Source organism: Hyphomicrobium facile, assembly GCF_900116175.1.
Lineage (GTDB): Bacteria > Pseudomonadota > Alphaproteobacteria > Rhizobiales > Hyphomicrobiaceae > Hyphomicrobium_B > Hyphomicrobium_B facile.
The window spans coordinates 1,146,254-1,162,704 of sequence record NZ_FPCH01000002.1; the positions used below are offsets into that span (position 1 = coordinate 1,146,254).

At 58.3% G+C, this 16,451-nt stretch carries 16 protein-coding genes; 3 read left to right on the forward strand and 13 right to left on the reverse strand.

Features of this window, described 5'->3' with window-relative positions; all coding sequences use genetic code 11:
- Positions 1-96: 96 nt before the first annotated feature.
- Positions 97-510: a response regulator gene (locus BM399_RS12255; RefSeq protein WP_244531206.1), complete on the reverse strand. Its 414-nt coding sequence runs from the start codon at positions 508-510 to the stop codon at positions 97-99.
- Between the two features lie 6 nt (positions 511-516).
- Positions 517-912 carry a response regulator gene (locus BM399_RS12260; protein ID WP_092867959.1) on the reverse strand — a complete coding sequence of 132 codons (396 nt, stop codon included), beginning with the start codon at positions 910-912 and terminating at the stop codon, positions 517-519.
- A gap of 724 nt (positions 913-1,636) precedes the next feature.
- Here BM399_RS12260 and BM399_RS12265 point away from each other — a divergent pair.
- Positions 1,637-3,970, forward strand: coding sequence for a hybrid sensor histidine kinase/response regulator (locus tag BM399_RS12265; protein WP_244531207.1), 2,334 nt, complete (start codon positions 1,637-1,639; stop codon positions 3,968-3,970).
- Positions 3,971-4,035: 65 nt separating this feature from the next.
- Positions 4,036-4,380, forward strand: a complete 345-nt coding sequence (locus BM399_RS12270; RefSeq protein ID WP_210186966.1) for a response regulator — start codon at positions 4,036-4,038, stop codon at positions 4,378-4,380.
- A gap of 22 nt (positions 4,381-4,402) precedes the next feature.
- Here the strand turns inward: BM399_RS12270 and BM399_RS12275 are convergent, their stop codons facing one another.
- From BM399_RS12275 to BM399_RS12285, 3 genes are read right to left on the reverse strand one after another with little or no spacing between them, the layout of a single operon-like run.
- Positions 4,403-5,428 carry a response regulator gene (locus tag BM399_RS12275; RefSeq protein WP_092867962.1) on the reverse strand — a complete coding sequence of 342 codons (1,026 nt, stop codon included), beginning with the start codon at positions 5,426-5,428 and terminating at the stop codon, positions 4,403-4,405.
- A gap of 2 nt (positions 5,429-5,430) precedes the next feature.
- On the reverse strand, positions 5,431-5,877 hold the full coding sequence (locus tag BM399_RS12280; protein WP_177228147.1) for a response regulator: 447 nt from the start codon (positions 5,875-5,877) through the stop codon (positions 5,431-5,433).
- Positions 5,878-5,884: 7 nt separating this feature from the next.
- Positions 5,885-7,285, reverse strand: a complete 1,401-nt coding sequence (locus BM399_RS12285) for a sensor histidine kinase (protein WP_177228148.1) — start codon at positions 7,283-7,285, stop codon at positions 5,885-5,887.
- Positions 7,286-7,907: 622 nt separating this feature from the next.
- Between BM399_RS12285 and BM399_RS12295 the strand changes: the two genes are divergently transcribed.
- Positions 7,908-8,174 (forward strand): hypothetical protein, encoded by a 267-nt coding sequence (locus BM399_RS12295; protein WP_092867965.1) that lies wholly within the window; start codon positions 7,908-7,910, stop codon positions 8,172-8,174.
- A 240-nt stretch (positions 8,175-8,414) separates the two neighbouring features.
- Here the strand turns inward: BM399_RS12295 and BM399_RS12300 are convergent, their stop codons facing one another.
- From BM399_RS12300 to BM399_RS12335, 8 genes are all read right to left on the reverse strand, one after another.
- Positions 8,415-8,669 carry a GlsB/YeaQ/YmgE family stress response membrane protein gene (locus BM399_RS12300; RefSeq protein ID WP_092867966.1) on the reverse strand — a complete coding sequence of 85 codons (255 nt, stop codon included), beginning with the start codon at positions 8,667-8,669 and terminating at the stop codon, positions 8,415-8,417.
- A gap of 198 nt (positions 8,670-8,867) precedes the next feature.
- Positions 8,868-9,833 carry an L-histidine N(alpha)-methyltransferase gene (gene egtD, locus BM399_RS12305; RefSeq protein WP_092867967.1) on the reverse strand — a complete coding sequence of 322 codons (966 nt, stop codon included), beginning with the start codon at positions 9,831-9,833 and terminating at the stop codon, positions 8,868-8,870.
- Positions 9,833-11,167, reverse strand: coding sequence for an ergothioneine biosynthesis protein EgtB (gene egtB / locus BM399_RS12310; protein ID WP_092867968.1), 1,335 nt, complete (start codon positions 11,165-11,167; stop codon positions 9,833-9,835). The genes egtD and egtB overlap by 1 nt, the downstream gene beginning before the upstream one ends.
- A 123-nt stretch (positions 11,168-11,290) precedes the next feature.
- Entirely contained in the window at positions 11,291-11,737 is a 447-nt protein-coding gene (locus BM399_RS12315; RefSeq protein ID WP_092867969.1) for a VOC family protein, read from the reverse strand.
- Positions 11,738-11,865: 128 nt separating this feature from the next.
- The gene (locus BM399_RS12320; protein ID WP_143117819.1) at positions 11,866-13,236 is read right to left on the reverse strand and encodes a glycosyltransferase; all 1,371 of its coding nucleotides are present in this window, start codon (positions 13,234-13,236) and stop codon (positions 11,866-11,868) included.
- A 22-nt stretch (positions 13,237-13,258) separates the two neighbouring features.
- Positions 13,259-14,293: a glycosyltransferase gene (locus BM399_RS12325; protein WP_092867971.1), complete on the reverse strand. Its 1,035-nt coding sequence runs from the start codon at positions 14,291-14,293 to the stop codon at positions 13,259-13,261.
- A 35-nt stretch (positions 14,294-14,328) separates the two neighbouring features.
- Positions 14,329-15,078, reverse strand: a complete 750-nt coding sequence (locus BM399_RS12330; RefSeq protein WP_092867972.1) for a class I SAM-dependent methyltransferase — start codon at positions 15,076-15,078, stop codon at positions 14,329-14,331.
- 98 nt (positions 15,079-15,176) lie between these two features.
- Positions 15,177-16,442, reverse strand: coding sequence for an ABC transporter ATP-binding protein (locus tag BM399_RS12335; RefSeq protein ID WP_092867973.1), 1,266 nt, complete (start codon positions 16,440-16,442; stop codon positions 15,177-15,179).
- Positions 16,443-16,451 lie beyond the last annotated feature (9 nt).

Here is a 16,451-nt window from a genome sequence, read left to right on the forward strand (position 1 = left end):
TTAGAAATACCGCGTCGGGTTAGTGGATGCTTTAGTTTCGCTGAAAAAGTCGAAGCTTCAAACAATCGTTCGTTCGGCGGATACTCATGCGTGCCGCTAGCTGGACGACTCGCCGATGGTTTGAAGGGCTAACAACCGGCGAATATAGTCTTCAACGGCTTCGGGTTCGTAGGGCTTTGTAAGATTGGGGCCCTCTTCGCAGAGCTTGCCCGCCGCTTTCGCGGCGGTCTTCGGAGAACCCGCCAAAACGACTTTTATCTCCGGACGGTTTTTCCGTGCCCATTGAGAAAGACCAAATGCGTCGACGGCGCCAGCCACCTCAACGTCGCTGAACAGAACATCGACTTTCGTATGGTGCTGCAGAACGAGCAAAGCCTCGTCGCTGCTCGCGGCTTCGATTACCCGGTATCCGCAATCGCGCAGGTAAGTCGCGATCGGCATCCGGATCAGCACGGAATCCTCAACGATCAACACCGTTGCGGGGCCGGGGGTTTTGGCTTCAGGTTTCACCCGCGTTTAACGACCGCGCGAACCGCCGTGTTCCGCCTGGGGTAGCAATTGCCGCACGCGACGCAACAGATCGTCGATGCGAACCGGCTTCGTGAAACCGCCGTCGAACTCTTTGAAATTCCCGGAATAGAACTCTGCAGAGACGAGCACGATTTTGATCTCCGGGAATCTTGTGCGTATCCAACGGCCAAGGGCCACGCCATCGATGCTGCCCGGCATGCGTATATCCGTCAGCACGAGCCCAATATCATCGCGGCTCGTCAACACGGTCATCGCTTCACGACTGTCGGCTGCTTCTACGACCGCATATCCGGCGGCCCGCAATTCCTCTGCCAAGTGCAGCCGAATAAGGATCTCATCCTCCACAACGAGTATCGAACTCTGTGTGAGGCCCTCACCCATTCCTGCAGGCGCCAGTTCGATTGCCGTTCTCCCACGCGCGTAACGCTAAACGGCGTGGCGCCAAATCAGTTCCAGCAAAAGGCGTGCTCCACGGATTAAACTCAAACGATCCGTCGGCGCAATATTGCTGCTCGATGCGCCGCGGCCGTCAAAGTCCTGAGATTGAAAGATAGCGACCGACGCTTCTTATCCTCTATCAATGGGTTGGAGCGTTCCATCGGGATAGCACGGCATCATTGTGCCTGAGGACGATATAGCGGTCTGGAAATTCGACCGTTGCCGCGTGATACGCAGCATATCCGATACTGCCACTAACCGTCATGGCCAGAACAAGCTCGACGGTCGCTTTTGCCGGATCCCATAGCTCGACCCGATAAGGAAGGTCTCGCAAACGGGACGCAGCCGGTGATGGATATAAAGACCCGTCCGGTCCGTCATCGGGATCACCGGCGGCCGAGAGACGATAGCAGGCTCGTATACCCATCAAAGGTGGTCCGCGACAAAACATGGGAGGGAGATCATGAGATTTAACCGGTACTTACTATAAACCCGCTCAGAGTTCGACGCAGCAAAAAGTATTCCCGGCTCGCGGTAGCCTATGGTACGGTTCAAAGTTACATTCCTCTTCAGGAAATCCCAGTCGTATATCGGAGCAGTCTAGTCCCAGATGTCGTCATCCGATATTGCCATACGTCGTCATTTTGACCATGGCCGGCAATTCGAATTGCTGGTTAAGTCGCTCAGCGATTATGCAATTTACATGATCGATCCGGATGGCTTCGTCTCCACCTGGAACGCAGGTGCCCGGCTGATCAAGGGCTACGAAGAGCCGGAAATCATCGGGCAGCACTTCTCGCGCTTCTTTTCCGAGGAAGATCAACGGCGGGGTCTCCCGCAGAATATCCTTTCCATTGCGCGCGACGCCGGGCGCTACGAGGCCGAGGGCTGGCGGGTTCGCAAGGACGGAAACCGGTTCTGGGCCCTCTCCGTCATTCAAGCGATCAGGGATGACACGGGAACGCTCATCGGCTTTGGCCAAGTAACCAGCGATATCACCGACAAGTATGAGAGCAATAAAGCTCTCATCGAGAGCGAGCAGCGCTTCCATTTGCTCGTCGATAGCGTCGTCGATTACGCCATCTACATGCTGGATCCGAGCGGGGTGATTACCAACTGGAATGCAGGCGCCGCTCGCATCAAGGGCTTTCCCGCAAAGGAAGTCGTGGGCACCCACTTCAGCAGGTTTTACACGAAAGAGGATCGCGCGCGCGGCCTTCCCGCAATCGCGCTCGAGACCGCCCGGTCCGAAGGCAAATTTGAAACCGAAGGCTGGCGTCTGCGCAAAGACGGCGGCCGTTTCTGGGCTTCGGTCGTCATCGAACCCATTCGCAATGAAGCCGGCGATCTCGTCGGATTTGCCAAAGTCACGCGTGACATCACGGAGCGCCGAAGCGCGCAGGAAGCGCTGCGCGAGAGCGAGCGGCAGTTTCGCATGCTGGTCTCGGCCGTTATCGATTACGCCATTTTCATGCTCGACCCGAACGGCGTCGTCGTTAGCTGGAATGCGGGCGCCGAAAAGATCAAGGGTTATAGCCCCAAGGAAATTATCGGCAGTCACTTCTCCCGATTTTATACCGAGGAAGATCGCTTGGCCGGGGGGCCGGCCCGCGCGATCCATACGGCCACCCACGAGGGCCGGTTCGAGGGCGAAGGCTGGCGCGTTCGCAAAGACGGCACGAGGTTCTGGGCGAACGTTGTTCTCGATGCCATTCGCGACGAAACCGGCCATCTCATCGGGTTCGCCAAGATCACGCGCGACATCACCGAACGCCGCGATGCGCAAATCGCCCTCCAGCTCGCCCAGGAGCAACTGGCTCATGCGCAAAAGATGGAAGCGTTAGGACAGTTGACGGGTGGCATCGCGCACGACTTCAACAATCTGCTGACGATCGTCGGCGGGCAAGCCCGCATCCTCAAGTCGCAAGTGACAGAGCCCCGGGGCAGCAAGGCGATCGAGAGCATCGAGGCGACCGTCCAACGCGGTGCTTCCCTCACGCGACAGTTGCTAGGCTTTTCACGCATGCAGCGGCTGGAGCCTCAGCCCGTTTCGTTCGCGGAGCGCCTGCCCGGTCTACAGTCCATGCTCGCCACCTCGCTGCCCGCCAACACGCGCCTCATCGGTGCGGTGCCGCCCAACACCTGGAGTGTGATGGCGGACCCGAACGAGCTTGAGCTCGCAATCATGAACCTCGTGCTGAATGCGCGAGATGCGCTGAGCCCGGGTGGCTGCATCACTATTTCGGCTGAAAACGTCACGCTCCCAGCGAAGGGAAGTCCGGAAGACCCGCAAGGCGAATTCGTTGCGCTCAGCGTTTCCGACACGGGCACGGGCATCCCCAAGGACGTCATCAAAAAAGTGTTCGATCCGTTCTTCACGACCAAGGCGTCCGGCAAAGGGACGGGCCTCGGCCTCTCGCAGGTTTACGGCTTCGCGCACCAATCCGGCGGTAGGGTTGCAATCGACAGCGAAGTTGGAGTCGGGACGCGGGTGACGATGTACCTGCCGCGCGCGTTCCCGGAAGCTCAGAAGGCTGAGGCCACAAAGGATCAGCCCGGCCCGCGCGGAAAGGCACGTATTCTCGTCATTGAAGACAATCCCGACGTTACCGAGGTTACGGCCGCACTCATCATGCAACTCGGTCATACGGTTCAGCTGGCCAGCAATACAGAAGACGCGTTGCGCTTCCTCGAGGAAGAAGCGTTCGATCTCGTTTTCAGCGACATCATGATGCCCGGCGCCATGGATGGATTGGAATTCGCAAAATACATCCGCCGGACTTGGCCGGGCCTTCCCGTCATACTCGCAAGCGGTTCCAACAAGCGCGTGGAAGAAGCGCAAGGCCAGTTCATCACCTTGCAAAAGCCGTATCAGATGGCGGAACTCGATCGGGCGATGCAGAGCTTGTTACAGGCGCGTAGCGAGCAGTTGCAAAACCGGAATTTGGTCGACCTCCAAGACGCCAAGCGGCTCCGCGCCGCCAAGACGGACAAATCATAAATGAACTCGCCTTCGGCACTCTCTTCCGAGATGGCCCGGGGCCGACCGAGCGAGAGCGGAACAGTTTGGCGCGAATTCTGATCGTCGAGGACGAGGCTCTGATTGCAGAGATTCTCGGGATGTATGTCGAAGAGCTGGGGCACGAGATCGTCGGGCCTGCGGCGACCGTCGAGCACGCGCTCTCGCTGTTGAATGACGGCCGCCCGGATTGCGCAATTCTCGACTGCGCGCTCGGACGGCAGGAGAGTACGCCGGTTGCGGAAGAACTTGCGAAAGCGGCGGTTCCATTCGCATTCGCGACGGGGCGCGGCACTGACTCCTTGCCGAAGGACTTCAAGCAACGTCCGATGATCGCCAAGCCCTACATCTTCGAAGATGTAGAGCGCGTATTGGCGGCTATGATTTCATAACCGGCATTCGATGACCGGGATTTCATAAGGGAAAGGAAAGCGTGGCGCGAGTGCCCTGCGTTCCGGCTGTAAATTGCAGCTCTCCACCAAGGTTCGTTGCCATCGAGGCAATAACTTTCGAACCGAGGCCAGTGCCGCTCGGCGCCTGCGCATTCAGCCCCACGCCATCGTCTTCGACCGCGAGCGAGCCCCGGCCACCTTCCGCGGTGACAATGATGCGGATTTCGCCCATGCGGTTTTCCGGGTACGCATATTTATAGGCGTTCGTGACAAGCTCGGTTGTTATGATCCCGAGCGAAACGGCCTTGTCGGTCGGAAGAAGCAGTTTGGTGCAATCAAGCCGAATGGAATGGTTCCGCCCCTCATCGGCCATCGCGGCTTTGAGATCCTCGACCAAGCCGTCCAGGTAATCGCATACATCGACGCTACGAACGTCCGGCGACGTGTAAAGGCGGCGGTGGACACTGGCGATGGCGATTATTCTTGCCTGCACGCGGGCGAGAAGATCGCGCGCGGATGCGTCCTTGATCTGGTTGCGTTGAAGCCCGACGAGGCCAGCCACGATCGCAAGCGAATTAGCGACCCGGTGATTGACCTCTTTCAGCAATAGTTCGGCCCGGTCACGCGCGAGGCGGACCTCCTGATCGGCGGCCTCCTTTTCGCGGCGCAGCTTTTCCTGATCGAGCGCCGTTGCTATGGCCTTCGCTAGCAGTTCGCGAAAGTGGCCCTGCACGTCTTTCCAGACGTAGTCCACGGCTCCCGATTTCAAGGCCGTGACGGCGATGTGGCTGTCTTCCGATCCCGTAACATAGATCACGGGTGGAGCGCCGGGGAGCGTGCGGATGTCTTTCAGAACCTCGAGGCCCGTATGCCCCGGCATATGATGGTCCAGCGCAACAATGTCGAAGAGCTGGTTCGTCATAAGCTCCAACCCCTCGGGGCCGGACGCTGCTGTCACGACGTCGTAACCACGCGTTTCAAGCGTTTTTTGGATCAGCCTCGAAATGCCAGGATCGTCATCGATGTACAGGACCTTCGAGCGTGACATTGTCACTGGGTTTCCGGAACCTGTATTACAGAAAAGAACAATCCGAGCTGCCGAATGGCATTGGAGAAGTTGTCGTAGTCGACCGGCTTCGTAATGTAAACGTTCGCCCCCAGATCGTAGCAGCGCTTGATTTCGCGCTCGTCGTCAGTCGTCGTAAGGACGACCACCGGAATGCGGCGGGTATGCTCATTCGCTTTGATTTTTTCGAGGATACCGACGCCCGTCATGTCCGGTAGATTGAGGTCCAACAGCACCAATAAATGCCTCTTGGAGCTGACTTCGCCACTGCCGTCACTCCCAAACACATAAGCCAGGGCGTCTGTTCCTGTCGTGAACGGAATAATTTCGTTGTTAACGCCCGCGCGGCGGATATTCCGTTCGATGAGCCGGGCGTGCCCAGCATCGTCTTCGATCATTACGATCCGTACTGCGTCGCCGCTGTTGGTCATTGGATCATTATCCCCGGATGTTCAACTTGCTCGGCAGCGTCACGCGGAATGTGGTGCCACGACCTAATTGCGATGACATCGTTATCTCACCGCCTAGCCTTCTGACCAGCGTCCTGACGTGGGCAAGGCCTATACCCTCCCCCTGCTGATCCTGGGGTCCGGCCCGACGGAACAGGTCGAATACCCTCTCCCGGTCCTCCTCGCCAATTCCGCGGCCGTTATCTTCGACCTCTATGTCAACGGCGCCCCAGCGGTTCGAGACCTGGCTGATCTTAATTACGGGCGGGCGATCCTTGGCGCGGTATTTGAGGGCATTGTCCACGAGGTTTCCGAAGATCTGTTCTAGGGCGAGGCGGTCTCCCTCGATGGACGCGAGAGGCTTCACAATGCGAATTTCTCCGCCGGCAGACGAGACACGGTGCTGCACGCTGTCGGCGACGGAATCGAAGAAATCGGCGAGGTTTATCCGCTCCGGCGCCAGCACCCGCTGCCCTTCACGTGAAAGCTTTAAAATAGCTTTTATGAGGCCATCCATTTTCTGGGTCGAGGTACGGATGAATCCGATGGATTCAGGCAGATCCGTCGTCACCGCAGCTTTCGCCGCTTCAGCAGTCGCCAGGACATGGAACTGAGGATCGTTGGTCAACGCCTGCAGCGTCTCCAGGCTGGCTTCCAGCTCACTCGTATAACCCATGACGTTCACGAGCGGCGCACGCAGGTCATGACTTACGATATAGGCGAAACGTTGGATCTCTTCATTGGCGCGTTTCAGATCGGCCGTTCGTTCCGCTACCCGATTTTCCAAGCCAGTGTTGAGTTCCTGGAGTTCGTTGCGGGCCGAAACGAGCTGGCGCGTATACCTGACGATGGTCGCGATGGCACCCAAGGCCGTGAGCAGAATGAAGGTACCCGCCAAAAGCGAGAACTGCCGAGCCGCCGCAGCGTCGATCCGCTGCTGCTCGACCCCTTGGCTCAGTTTCTTATCGACGTGCTGGAACGCTTCTCCGATCAAGACTCGGATCTGATCCATCAGGTCCTTGCCGTGATCGCTTTTGACGATTTCCAGTGCTTCAGACGACTTGCCCGCATTGAACGCGCTAATGGTCTTCGCTAATTCCGCGAGCTTTTGGTCAATCGTCTCGTCGATTTTCTCGATCGCCGGGCCTTCTTCCGGATTTTCCTTGAAGGCCGCGCGAACATCTCTGAGACGGGGCTCGATATCCGAGATGGCGGTCTCGTAGGGCTTGAGATAGCGATCTTCGCCGGTCAGCAAATATCCCCGCTGTCCCGTTTCAGCGTCCTGCACCGTCGAGAGCAGCCGCACGAGAACCGTACGCTGTGCGCGGGCCTTCAAGACATTCTCGGTCGTCGACTGGGTGCGCTGAGCAAGCCAGAAAGAGGCTATCATTAAAAGGAGGAGGGCCGCGAAACCCGCGGCGCCAAAGGCATATGTTGTACGAAGAAGTCTTTGGGGGTCCGGGGGCATCTCGCTCTTGGCGATACTTCAGAGGGAAGCCTTCTTACCAAGCGCATTTCCGGGTGGCTAGCCGCCAAGCATCGTGCGGCCGAACAAGATTAATTACGGCACGGTCACGTTGCGAGGGCGGTCTCGCAGTCGCAGTGTCCGTGCGGAACCAATTCCGTCGATCCTTTGTTTCCTCTCAACGTTGGGGGCGGGCCGCGAGGCCGCAGCCTATGTCGCGTGGTTCCGGTCAGAGGCGCCGATGCGACACCCAGAGGATCAAACCGGCATGAGTGAGTGCGAACAGGACGACGCCCGGAAGGCGTTTTTATTCGTCAATTCGGCTCGCACGCTGAGCGCTGTTACGCTCGATCGCGAGGGGCGCAACTTACCGCATCCCGGAATTTGCCGATGGAATTTCAGAGGTGAATTCCCGTTGGGCGTGCAGGAAGTGACGCCCTTCGGTGTGGACCCGGAACCGATCCTTCGCGGAGTTGCCGCGAATGGTTATTTCGTTTGGCCCGTTGAAAATTTGCAGCCGTTTGGAACATCGCAGTGAGTTTGCCCAGTGATTTTGAGTAACTTGAGTAACCGGCGTCTTCCGCCACCGGAGTTCGCGCTCGCTGACGAGCGTCAGAAGCACTGGGTCGAGATCTTCAAAGATCGCGTGACCGAACCTCTGAAGGAAGTCTTGCAAGAAGATATGGATTGGATGACGTCTCGCCCGATCCTCGAGCGGCTCAACCGCTTGCACGATGTCGAACAGGCGCACAGAGGCAATACCCGTCCGGATATCATCCATCCTTCGACCCGAAGACCAGGATCCAGCAAATAATTGCGCCGGCTATCGACTGCAGGGCGAGGATGATTTCAAGCGGCAAGAGGTTCGGCGTCATGGCGTTTTTCCTTTCCCGTTCCTGAAAAAACGGCGCGGCGCTATGTCAGTTCCAGCTCTGCCAAAAGGCCGTTGTGGATAAGCGCTGAATGTCTCGGAGGCCTCGAGGATCTGCCTGAATAAAAAAGCGTGCGGCCGATCTTTCGTCCGCACGCTTTTCATTTCACAAGTCGATCGTTCTTAAGCGCGTCGCACCAGGCCCACGACAAAGAGAAGGATGAGCGATCCGACTACGGCGGCCACGATGTTTCCGGCTGTCGATTCCGTATAAAGCCCCATGCTTTGCGCGAGAATGCCGGCGATACCGGCGCCGAGAATGCCGATGATGATGTTGCCGATCAATCCGAAGCCATACCCCTTGACGAGAAGACCCGCGAGCCACCCCGCTATTGCACCGATAACTATCCAGGCAAGAATCGATTCTGGCGCAAGCATATGATCCTCCGTGTTGTGAGCTGCTGCCGATAAGCCTCCATCAATGCCTAGACGCGTCATTAAGTTCCACGACGCACGGAACCGGCCGCTCAGTGCAGCGTATGCGACACCATTTTTAGGCGTTCGCCTGACGGCACTGGGCGCGTACGAATTCAGTAAAACAGGGAATTCGGTTTCGCGCAGCGCGCTGAACGACCCTCAAATCAGCTCGTGAACGCTGAACTGCTTGTTGGCGTCGGTCCAAACGCGGCTGGCTTTCCAACCGGCCTTCTCGGCAAGATCGCGGAACTCCGGAACCGTATATTTATATGAATTCTCGGTGTGGATGCTTTCGCCGGGCGAGAAATGAAACGGACGGCCGCAAGCCATGATGTCCTGCGCGCGATCCGTCACGAGATGCATTTCGATGCGGCCTGCGCGCGGATTATAGAGTGCCTTATGGTGGAATGCTTCCGGATCGAAAGTGCCGCCGAGTTCGCGATTGATGCGCACGAGCAGGTTCAAATTGAAGTCGGCGGTGACACCGGCCGCGTCATTGTAGGCGCGGATAAGGACGCGCGGATCTTTCTTCAAATCGACGCCGATAATCAGTCGTCCGCCCTGTCCCAGAACTTTCCTGAAGTTCGACAGCAGTCCAACCGCTTCCTTTGGCGCGAGGTTTCCGATGGTCGATCCCGGAAAAAATCCTGTTATGCGCGAATTCGAAAATTCGTCTGGAAGCGCCACCAGCTTTGAAAAATCGGCAACGATCGGCCGGATCTCGAGCGCGGGATAGCGCTCGACCAAGCGTGCTGCGGCGTCAGCCAATGCCGCTTCGGAAACATCCAACGGAACATAGACGACGCGATCAGAGACGCGGTCGAGAAGGATCTCGGTCTTGACGCTCGAGCCTGAACCAAATTCGAGAAGTACGTCGCCGCCGGAAAATCCCTCAACGATCTCCGAAGCACATGTTTGGAGGATTCCGATCTCTGTCCGCGTCGGGTAATATTCAGGAAGGTGCGTAATTTCTTCGAACAGGCTGCTACCGCGTGCATCGTAAAAATAGCGGCATGGAAGTGTCTTCTGCGTTTGCGACAATCCTTCGATGACGCTCAGCCCGAAGTCGTCGGAAATCGTCGTATCGCTTGCCGGCAACCTTTCAAGCGTTGGCATGTGACGCATTACTCGACCTCCGCCGCGAGGCGCAAGCCGAGGAACTGCCAGCGCTGATGGGGATAAAAGAAGTTGCGATACGTCGCGCGCGAATGGCCGGACGGCGTTGCGCACGACGACCCGCGCAGGACGTGCTGTCCGACCATGAATTTTCCGTTGTATTCGCCTATCGCACCCGCCGGCGGCCGATACCCCGGATAGGGAAGATACGCGCTTGCCGTCCATTGCCAGACCTGGCCGAAAAGCTGCTTCGGCCCGGCACCTTGCGAGGCATCGCTTCTTTGTGGCCGCAGCACGCCCTGCGACTTCTCCATCTGTTTGGAAGTCGAGTTGGCTGCGACTTCCCATTCGAATTCCGTCGGCAAACGCTTGCCTGCCCACCGCGCGAAGGCATCAGCCTCGTAATAGGAGACGTGCGTAACGGGCTCGGCGTGCGCGACGGGAAGCAATCCCTGGAGCGACATCTGCGACCAGCCACCGTCTGACCTCTCCCAGTAGAGCGGGCTCTCCCAGCCCTCTCTATTGACTGCCGACCAGCCGTCCGCCAGCCACAACGTTGGCGTCGCGTAGCCGCCGTCCTCCATGAATGCGAGCCATTCAGCGTTGGTCACTAACCTATTCGCGAGCTTGAACGGCTGCACCAGCGCGTCGTGCGACGGGAGCTCGTTGTCCCACGAATAGCCTTCGCCGGAATGACCTATGCGCACAATGCCGCCCGGGAATTCCGTCCAGTTCAGCGGCGTCGGCTCGGCGGTGTCTAGCCCGACGGGTTGCCCCTGATAGGCGGGACGCAGCGGATTAGATGCAAAGAGCGCGAGAATATCTGTGAGCAGCAGCTCTTGATGTTGCTGCTCGTGATTGATGCCGATTTCGATGAGCCGGGTGACTTCGTCACGATCGATATCATTTCGCGCGAGAAGACGACGAAGAGCATCATCGACGTGCTTACGATACGCGAAGACTTTCTCCGACGTTGGCCGGGTCAGCAGACCTCGCTTCGGACGAGGATGACGCGGCCCCAGCGTTTCGTAATAAGAGTTAAAGCAGTAATTGAAATTGTCGTCGAAGATCCGGTAATCGGCCAAGTGGGGCCTTAAAGCGAAATTCTCGAAAAACCAAGTTACATGCGCCAGATGCCATTTGGTGGGACTGGCATCATCGGACGCTTGCACCACCATGTCTTCAGCCGACAGCGGTTCGGCGAGGTCAAGAGAGTGTTGCCGCGTTTCGAACAGACGAGCTTCCAGCGCTTCGCTGACACGTACGCTCGCTCCGCCGTCAGCTTGCGAAGACGAAACGTTGCTTTGGTTTGGGGTAGCCTTTTCGGCCGCAGGATGTTCCAAACGCAATTCTCTGGAGTTCTAACCCGCGCCGCCGCGCGCAGACCGCTGAGACCAAACCGTCAAACGCCTTCCCATCCTGGATGGTTCCCTGGCCCGCTGCAATAGCGAACAAGCATAGCGGCTTCATTTCTTGGCCGCTGCATTACTCCCATGTTTCATCTCGGCTTTTTCGTGCTTTTCGCCGTATTTCATGCCCTCGAGCTTGATGCCATCGGGGTCGAGAAAGAAAACCGCATAGTAATCGTCGTAATACTCATCGGCAGGATCCACGATCGTGACGTGGTGTTTCTTCAAGTATGTCTGGAGTTCATCGACGTCTTTTCTGTTGCGTAACTGGAACGCGTAGTGGTGCAGTCCTACGTCGCCCGTTCTATGCTTGTGCTTTCGCCCTACGGCGTCGGCTTGGGAAATCCAATATCGCGTTTTCCCGTTCGTCCAGCCAATCGAGTCTTCGTATTCGTCCAACACCTCGAATTCCAGAAATTCAAAGAGCCCGCTGTAGAAGGCCTTCGATTTCGGGAAATCGCTTACTCGGACGGAAATATGGTCGATGCCGACGACACGCGACATGGGTGCTTCAGATCCTTTTCGAGTGCGCGGATCCGCCCTAACGAATCCGGGCCGCCTCAATCGATCTGCAAACCCTTCTGCCACGGTGGAGTTCCGCGGGAGTGCCGGGAATATGCCCGGCTTTTTACTCAGCGATCCCGATAGATCGCATCGAGTTCCCGCGCCATATCATCGAAGGTACGTTGCGGGAGAATATTCCGGCGGAGCCTACGGAGCTCGCTCGGGGCGGCGAGAACGTACTCAATTATCGTCGCTAGCTCCGTCGCGTTTCCGGGTGAGAATAACAACCCATCGACGTTGTCGCGAATTCGCTCCGCTATCCCGCCCAGGCGACTGCCTATCACCGGAACCCCCGCGGCCATAGCTTCATAGACGGCGAGCGGCCCCGTCTCGAGGCACACCGACGGCACCAGGCAGGCATCATGCGTGACGAGTTCGGGGAGCATTTGCTCCGAGCCAACGACCCGCGGCGCGAGCAGTCTTTTGTCTCCTGCAAACGGCTCGAGCAGGCGCTTGCCGTAATCAGAGTCCCAGCCCGATCCAAGCAGTGAGATCGATACCGGCGCCCGTTGATCGATTTGTTTCAGGGCCGCGAGGATCGCCTCTATTCCCTTGACGTCGCTACATCGCCCCGCGAACACCAGCCGCAATGGCCGCGCCGCATTGAACGCCTCGCATGTTCGATCGCCGTACGCGACAGGATCTTGCGAGACGCCCATTTCGACGAAAGCCATTTTTCTTTCGGGCACACCGTTCCGGCGAAGGACGTCAGCGATCCACCGAGACTGGATGTGGAAGACATCTATCAACTCGATCGCCGATTGAAACGAAGCGATGAAGGCTTTGGTCATCGAACGCGACGAGATGAGGCGGCCGATGAGGGACCCGTCGCCACCGCCGCCGTCTCCGACTTCGATCCGCGCGAGAAGATCTGCAAGTCTCACGGGCATGCCGCGATTTGCTAACCGGCAGCGCGTGCAGCGCGCAATTTCAAGACGTCCGTCGCAGGGCGAAGAGCCGTTCTCGAGCAACGCGGTTTGGGGGCATGAAATGCCTCCGGTGTGGTAGGTTACGACTGTGCGAGCGCCAATCGCTTTCGCGGCCTCTAGGTGCAACATGCCCGCTGCAAGACCGAGCGTATGAAAGTGCACGACGGCTGGCATCGTCTCGGCAAATAATTCGCGAACGCCCGGCGCGGCATCCGGACGACGCGCATAATAAGCTTTTCGGCCCGTCCCCAGAACGGGCGGCAGCACGCGCACGTCCAGCGTGGCACTATTTCGCTGAGGTGGCGCGATAGGAGGAGATGGCGCCTCACACTCTCCGTTCGCTTGATTGAGGACAACGATCGGCTTCCAACCGAGATTGGCCTGTCGCCTCGCCAGCGCGCGCACGAACGTATTCGAGCCGCCGCCGCCCATGACGCTCGAAGCACCGACCAAGTGAAGGCAGGCCGGTGCTAAAGTGCCGGATGGCTGTTCGACGTCGTGGACGTTCAACGCCGCGGGTATCAACGTGGCACTAAGCCGGGTTTTCGGACACTACGTTTCGCAGTGCCGGCCGCACCGGCTTATGCGGTACTGACCTATGCGCACGAACGCTCTGCACCGTTCGATAAATTTGCCTCTGATCGCTCGTCATCAATCCGGGCAGGCGCAGCGCTGCGAGCAGCGACAGGAAAGATTCCCGTGTCAATCGCCGAAGCAGGATGTGCTTGGCGATGCGAGCGCAGCCAACAGCCGCCGCCCGCAACGGAGCATCGAAAGCTGTGATGATCTTCGTGTATTGACCGGTGACCGCAAACCCCTCTTCGAAGCTTGCGAATAGGCGTTTCGCATAAGCTGTTGTCAGCCGCGACGGCGCGATGGCGTGCCTGAACTGTAGTCTTTCGTTGAAAATCAATTTGTATCCGGCGCAGGCCACACAAGCGGAGATCTCGATATCCTCGCCGGAAAGGAGCTTCTCTCCTTTCCGCCCGCTCAGCACGGGAAACCCCGGCAACGTGTATAGAAATGCGATCAGGTCTCTCCGCGTGACGAGGCCGGCACCCCAAAGGGCATCAACCTGCCTTTCCGTCTCCGGCGCGTCGGGCAAATACACAATTCTCGATATCGGAACGCCAACCGCGAAACCCCAGGAGAAGGTATAAAACCAGGGCGGCAGGCTTTCCGGGTTCGCCGGAGTCGAGCAGCCGCCTGCCGCCCCGATTGTGGGATCCTGCATGATCCTCACGGCGTTTATCAGGTAGTCTTCGGCGAGCCAATTATCGTCGTCACAGAACAGAATGACGTCGAATGATGCGGCGCGCGTTCCGGCGCGGCGCGCATACGATAAGCCGGCCTGCGGTTCCCTGATGATCGTGAAAGCGAAGCGGACGTTGCCGCAATCGTTCCAGGCGGCCTGCGCCCGCTCCGCCGTGTCGTCGCTCGAATTATTGTCGACTATAATGATCTCGACGGGAAATTCGGCTTTGCATCGCGCCAGCGCCTCGATCGTTGGCGGAAGACGCTCGGCGCTATTGTGCGCGCAAATGACGACAGAGATGCCGTTCGACACTTCGTGTTCCTATCCGGCGCGGCGGCACTCGTACGTCAGCGAATGGGCAAGCGCATTCCGAAGTGTTTGCCTACGGATCGGTTGAGCAGGCGCAAATAATGCGACGGGTGATATTTGCCCTGAGAGAGGTCCAGATGCCGCTTCGCGATGGGCGAGTCGGGAAAATCCATATGTGAGGTCATTTCGGGATGAATGAGGTGTTGGATGCGCGGCTCATTGCCTGCGTTTTCGGGATCGAAGCGCGCAGAAAAGATGTTCTGCCGGTACCAAGGTTCGATCATGCTGTCGTTCCAGATCATCGGACGCACATCGTCCCGGCAGGCGAAGCCACGATCGTTGAACAGGGCTTGCCAGTATGTCGGCCAACGGCAATTCACGTGATGCTCGCCGTGCTGGCCGGGTGCTGCAGCGGAGAAGAATATACACTCTCCGTGCGTGCAGAGCGTCCGCACCAGGGTAGCCGCCCAGTCCTCGTGAAGATGTTCCGCAACCTCCAGACAAAGTACGACGTCGAAGCGTCTGCCGAGCCACACAGGTTCGCGCAGGTCAAAGATCTTGATGCGGCTGGTTTCAACATGAAGATCTGCCAAATCAGCCGCAACGCCGTCGATGCCGAGCACGTCGTCGATGCCCATCTCGCGTGCCGCACGCAGCCAGTTTCCGACCCCTGCTCCAACATCCAGAAGGCTCGAGAATTCGTTCCCGGATAGGAGATAGGCCAGCGCGTGCCTCGCGCCTGAAAGCGAATGCAGGTTGTGATGGTGGTCATAGGGAATGTTTGTCATGGGAAGATCTCGACCAAAATATGGTGGTGGGAGAATTCTCGATTGATGAACTTCGGGTGGTCACACAGCGCGCTTAGAGATTTGTGGCCACGCACGGCTCAAGCTGCGGGAAGCGCGGATGCTGCGTCGGCAGTGCCCCATTCCGCGGGCCAATCGAGGTGGCCCACTGCTGATACCGGCGGGCGTAGGACGTGCGCGTCATCTTCTCCGATGACGAAACTCAAAACATCGATCCTGGCGTCGTGGTCTTCGTGCCAGTCGCCGAGCCATGCCGACAGGGAATATCGGCCGGGGCGGATCGGTAATTGGCGCGCCTCGCATCGCAGGACTCCATGCGTGAGGCCCTTGACGAGCTTTAAGCTTGGATGAAACCGGCTATTGGAGCCCCAGACCGGCTCGCCGGTATCGGCTCGCAGCACAATGCCGCCGACTGCGGTGTGCAGAGGCCGGGGCGACGCAAAATGGATGTCGACGATCAAGTCGCGTTCGATGAGCGCCTCGCTATTTACCTCGATCGCCGAGATCGCGGGCCGGGTTTTATTCTCGTCAAACGAAATCGAATGGGCGGCGTCGCTCGCACTGACGTATTGCTTGATGACGGCGTCGACTGAACCGTCGCAGGCGACACGGCCGGCCCTGAGGAGAATGCTTCGGGTACACAGGGCTTTGACTGCCGCGAGGTTGTGGCTGACGAAGATCACTGTTCTCCCTTGTCCCGCGACATCCTTCATCTTGCCGAGACATTTCCTCTGAAATTCCGCGTCGCCAACCGCCAACACTTCATCAACGACGAGAATTTCCGGCTCCAAGTGGGCCGCGACTGCGAAAGCCAAGCGCACATACATGCCGCTGGAGTAGCGCTTCACCGGCGTGTCGAGGAATTTCTCGACTTCCGCGAACGCTACGATTTCATCGAACTTTCGTTCGATCTCAGCGCGCCTCATGCCGAGGATGGCGCCATTGAGGAAGATGTTTTCTCGCCCGGTCAGTTCGGGATGAAAGCCGGTGCCGACTTCCAGAAGGCTCGCGATGCGACCCTTGATTTCGACCCTGCCGCTCGTCGGTTCGGTGATGCGTGACAGAACTTTCAGAAGCGTCGATTTTCCCGCGCCGTTACGGCCGATGACGCCGACGACATCGCCGCGCTTGAGCTCGAACGAGACATCCTTCAGCGCCCAGAATTCCTCAATTTCATCGCCTGAAATTAGCTGATGGCCCCGCGCAACGTCGAAGGCGGTGCGCAAAAATCGCGTCGTCGTGCGCGCCACCACATCACGCAGCGAGGTGTAGCGCTCGCGCGGGGCGTTATGTCCGATGATGTAGCGCTTGCCGAGATGTTCGGCGCGAATGACGACGTCCCTCATCAACGGAAC

What these genes read in the sequence shown, in the direction of transcription:
- BM399_RS12260 (WP_092867959.1), bottom strand. Translation starts at nt 912, where the DNA reads ATGGGTGAGGGCCTCACACAGAGTTCGATACTCGTTGTGGAGGATGAG.
- BM399_RS12275 (WP_092867962.1), bottom strand. Translation starts at nt 5,428, where the DNA reads ATGTCACGCTCGAAGGTCCTGTACATCGATGACGATCCTGGCATTTCG.
- BM399_RS12280 (WP_177228147.1), bottom strand. Translation starts at nt 5,877, where the DNA reads ATGACCAACAGCGGCGACGCAGTACGGATCGTAATGATCGAAGACGAT.
- BM399_RS12285 (WP_177228148.1), bottom strand. Translation starts at nt 7,285, where the DNA reads ATGATAGCCTCTTTCTGGCTTGCTCAGCGCACCCAGTCGACGACCGAG.
- BM399_RS12300 (WP_092867966.1), bottom strand. Translation starts at nt 8,669, where the DNA reads ATGCTTGCGCCAGAATCGATTCTTGCCTGGATAGTTATCGGTGCAATA.
- egtD (WP_092867967.1), bottom strand. Translation starts at nt 9,833, where the DNA reads ATGCGTCACATGCCAACGCTTGAAAGGTTGCCGGCAAGCGATACGACG.
- BM399_RS12315 (WP_092867969.1), bottom strand. Translation starts at nt 11,737, where the DNA reads ATGTCGCGTGTCGTCGGCATCGACCATATTTCCGTCCGAGTAAGCGAT.
- BM399_RS12330 (WP_092867972.1), bottom strand. Translation starts at nt 15,078, where the DNA reads ATGACAAACATTCCCTATGACCACCATCACAACCTGCATTCGCTTTCA.
- BM399_RS12335 (WP_092867973.1), bottom strand. Translation starts at nt 16,442, where the DNA reads ATGAGGGACGTCGTCATTCGCGCCGAACATCTCGGCAAGCGCTACATC.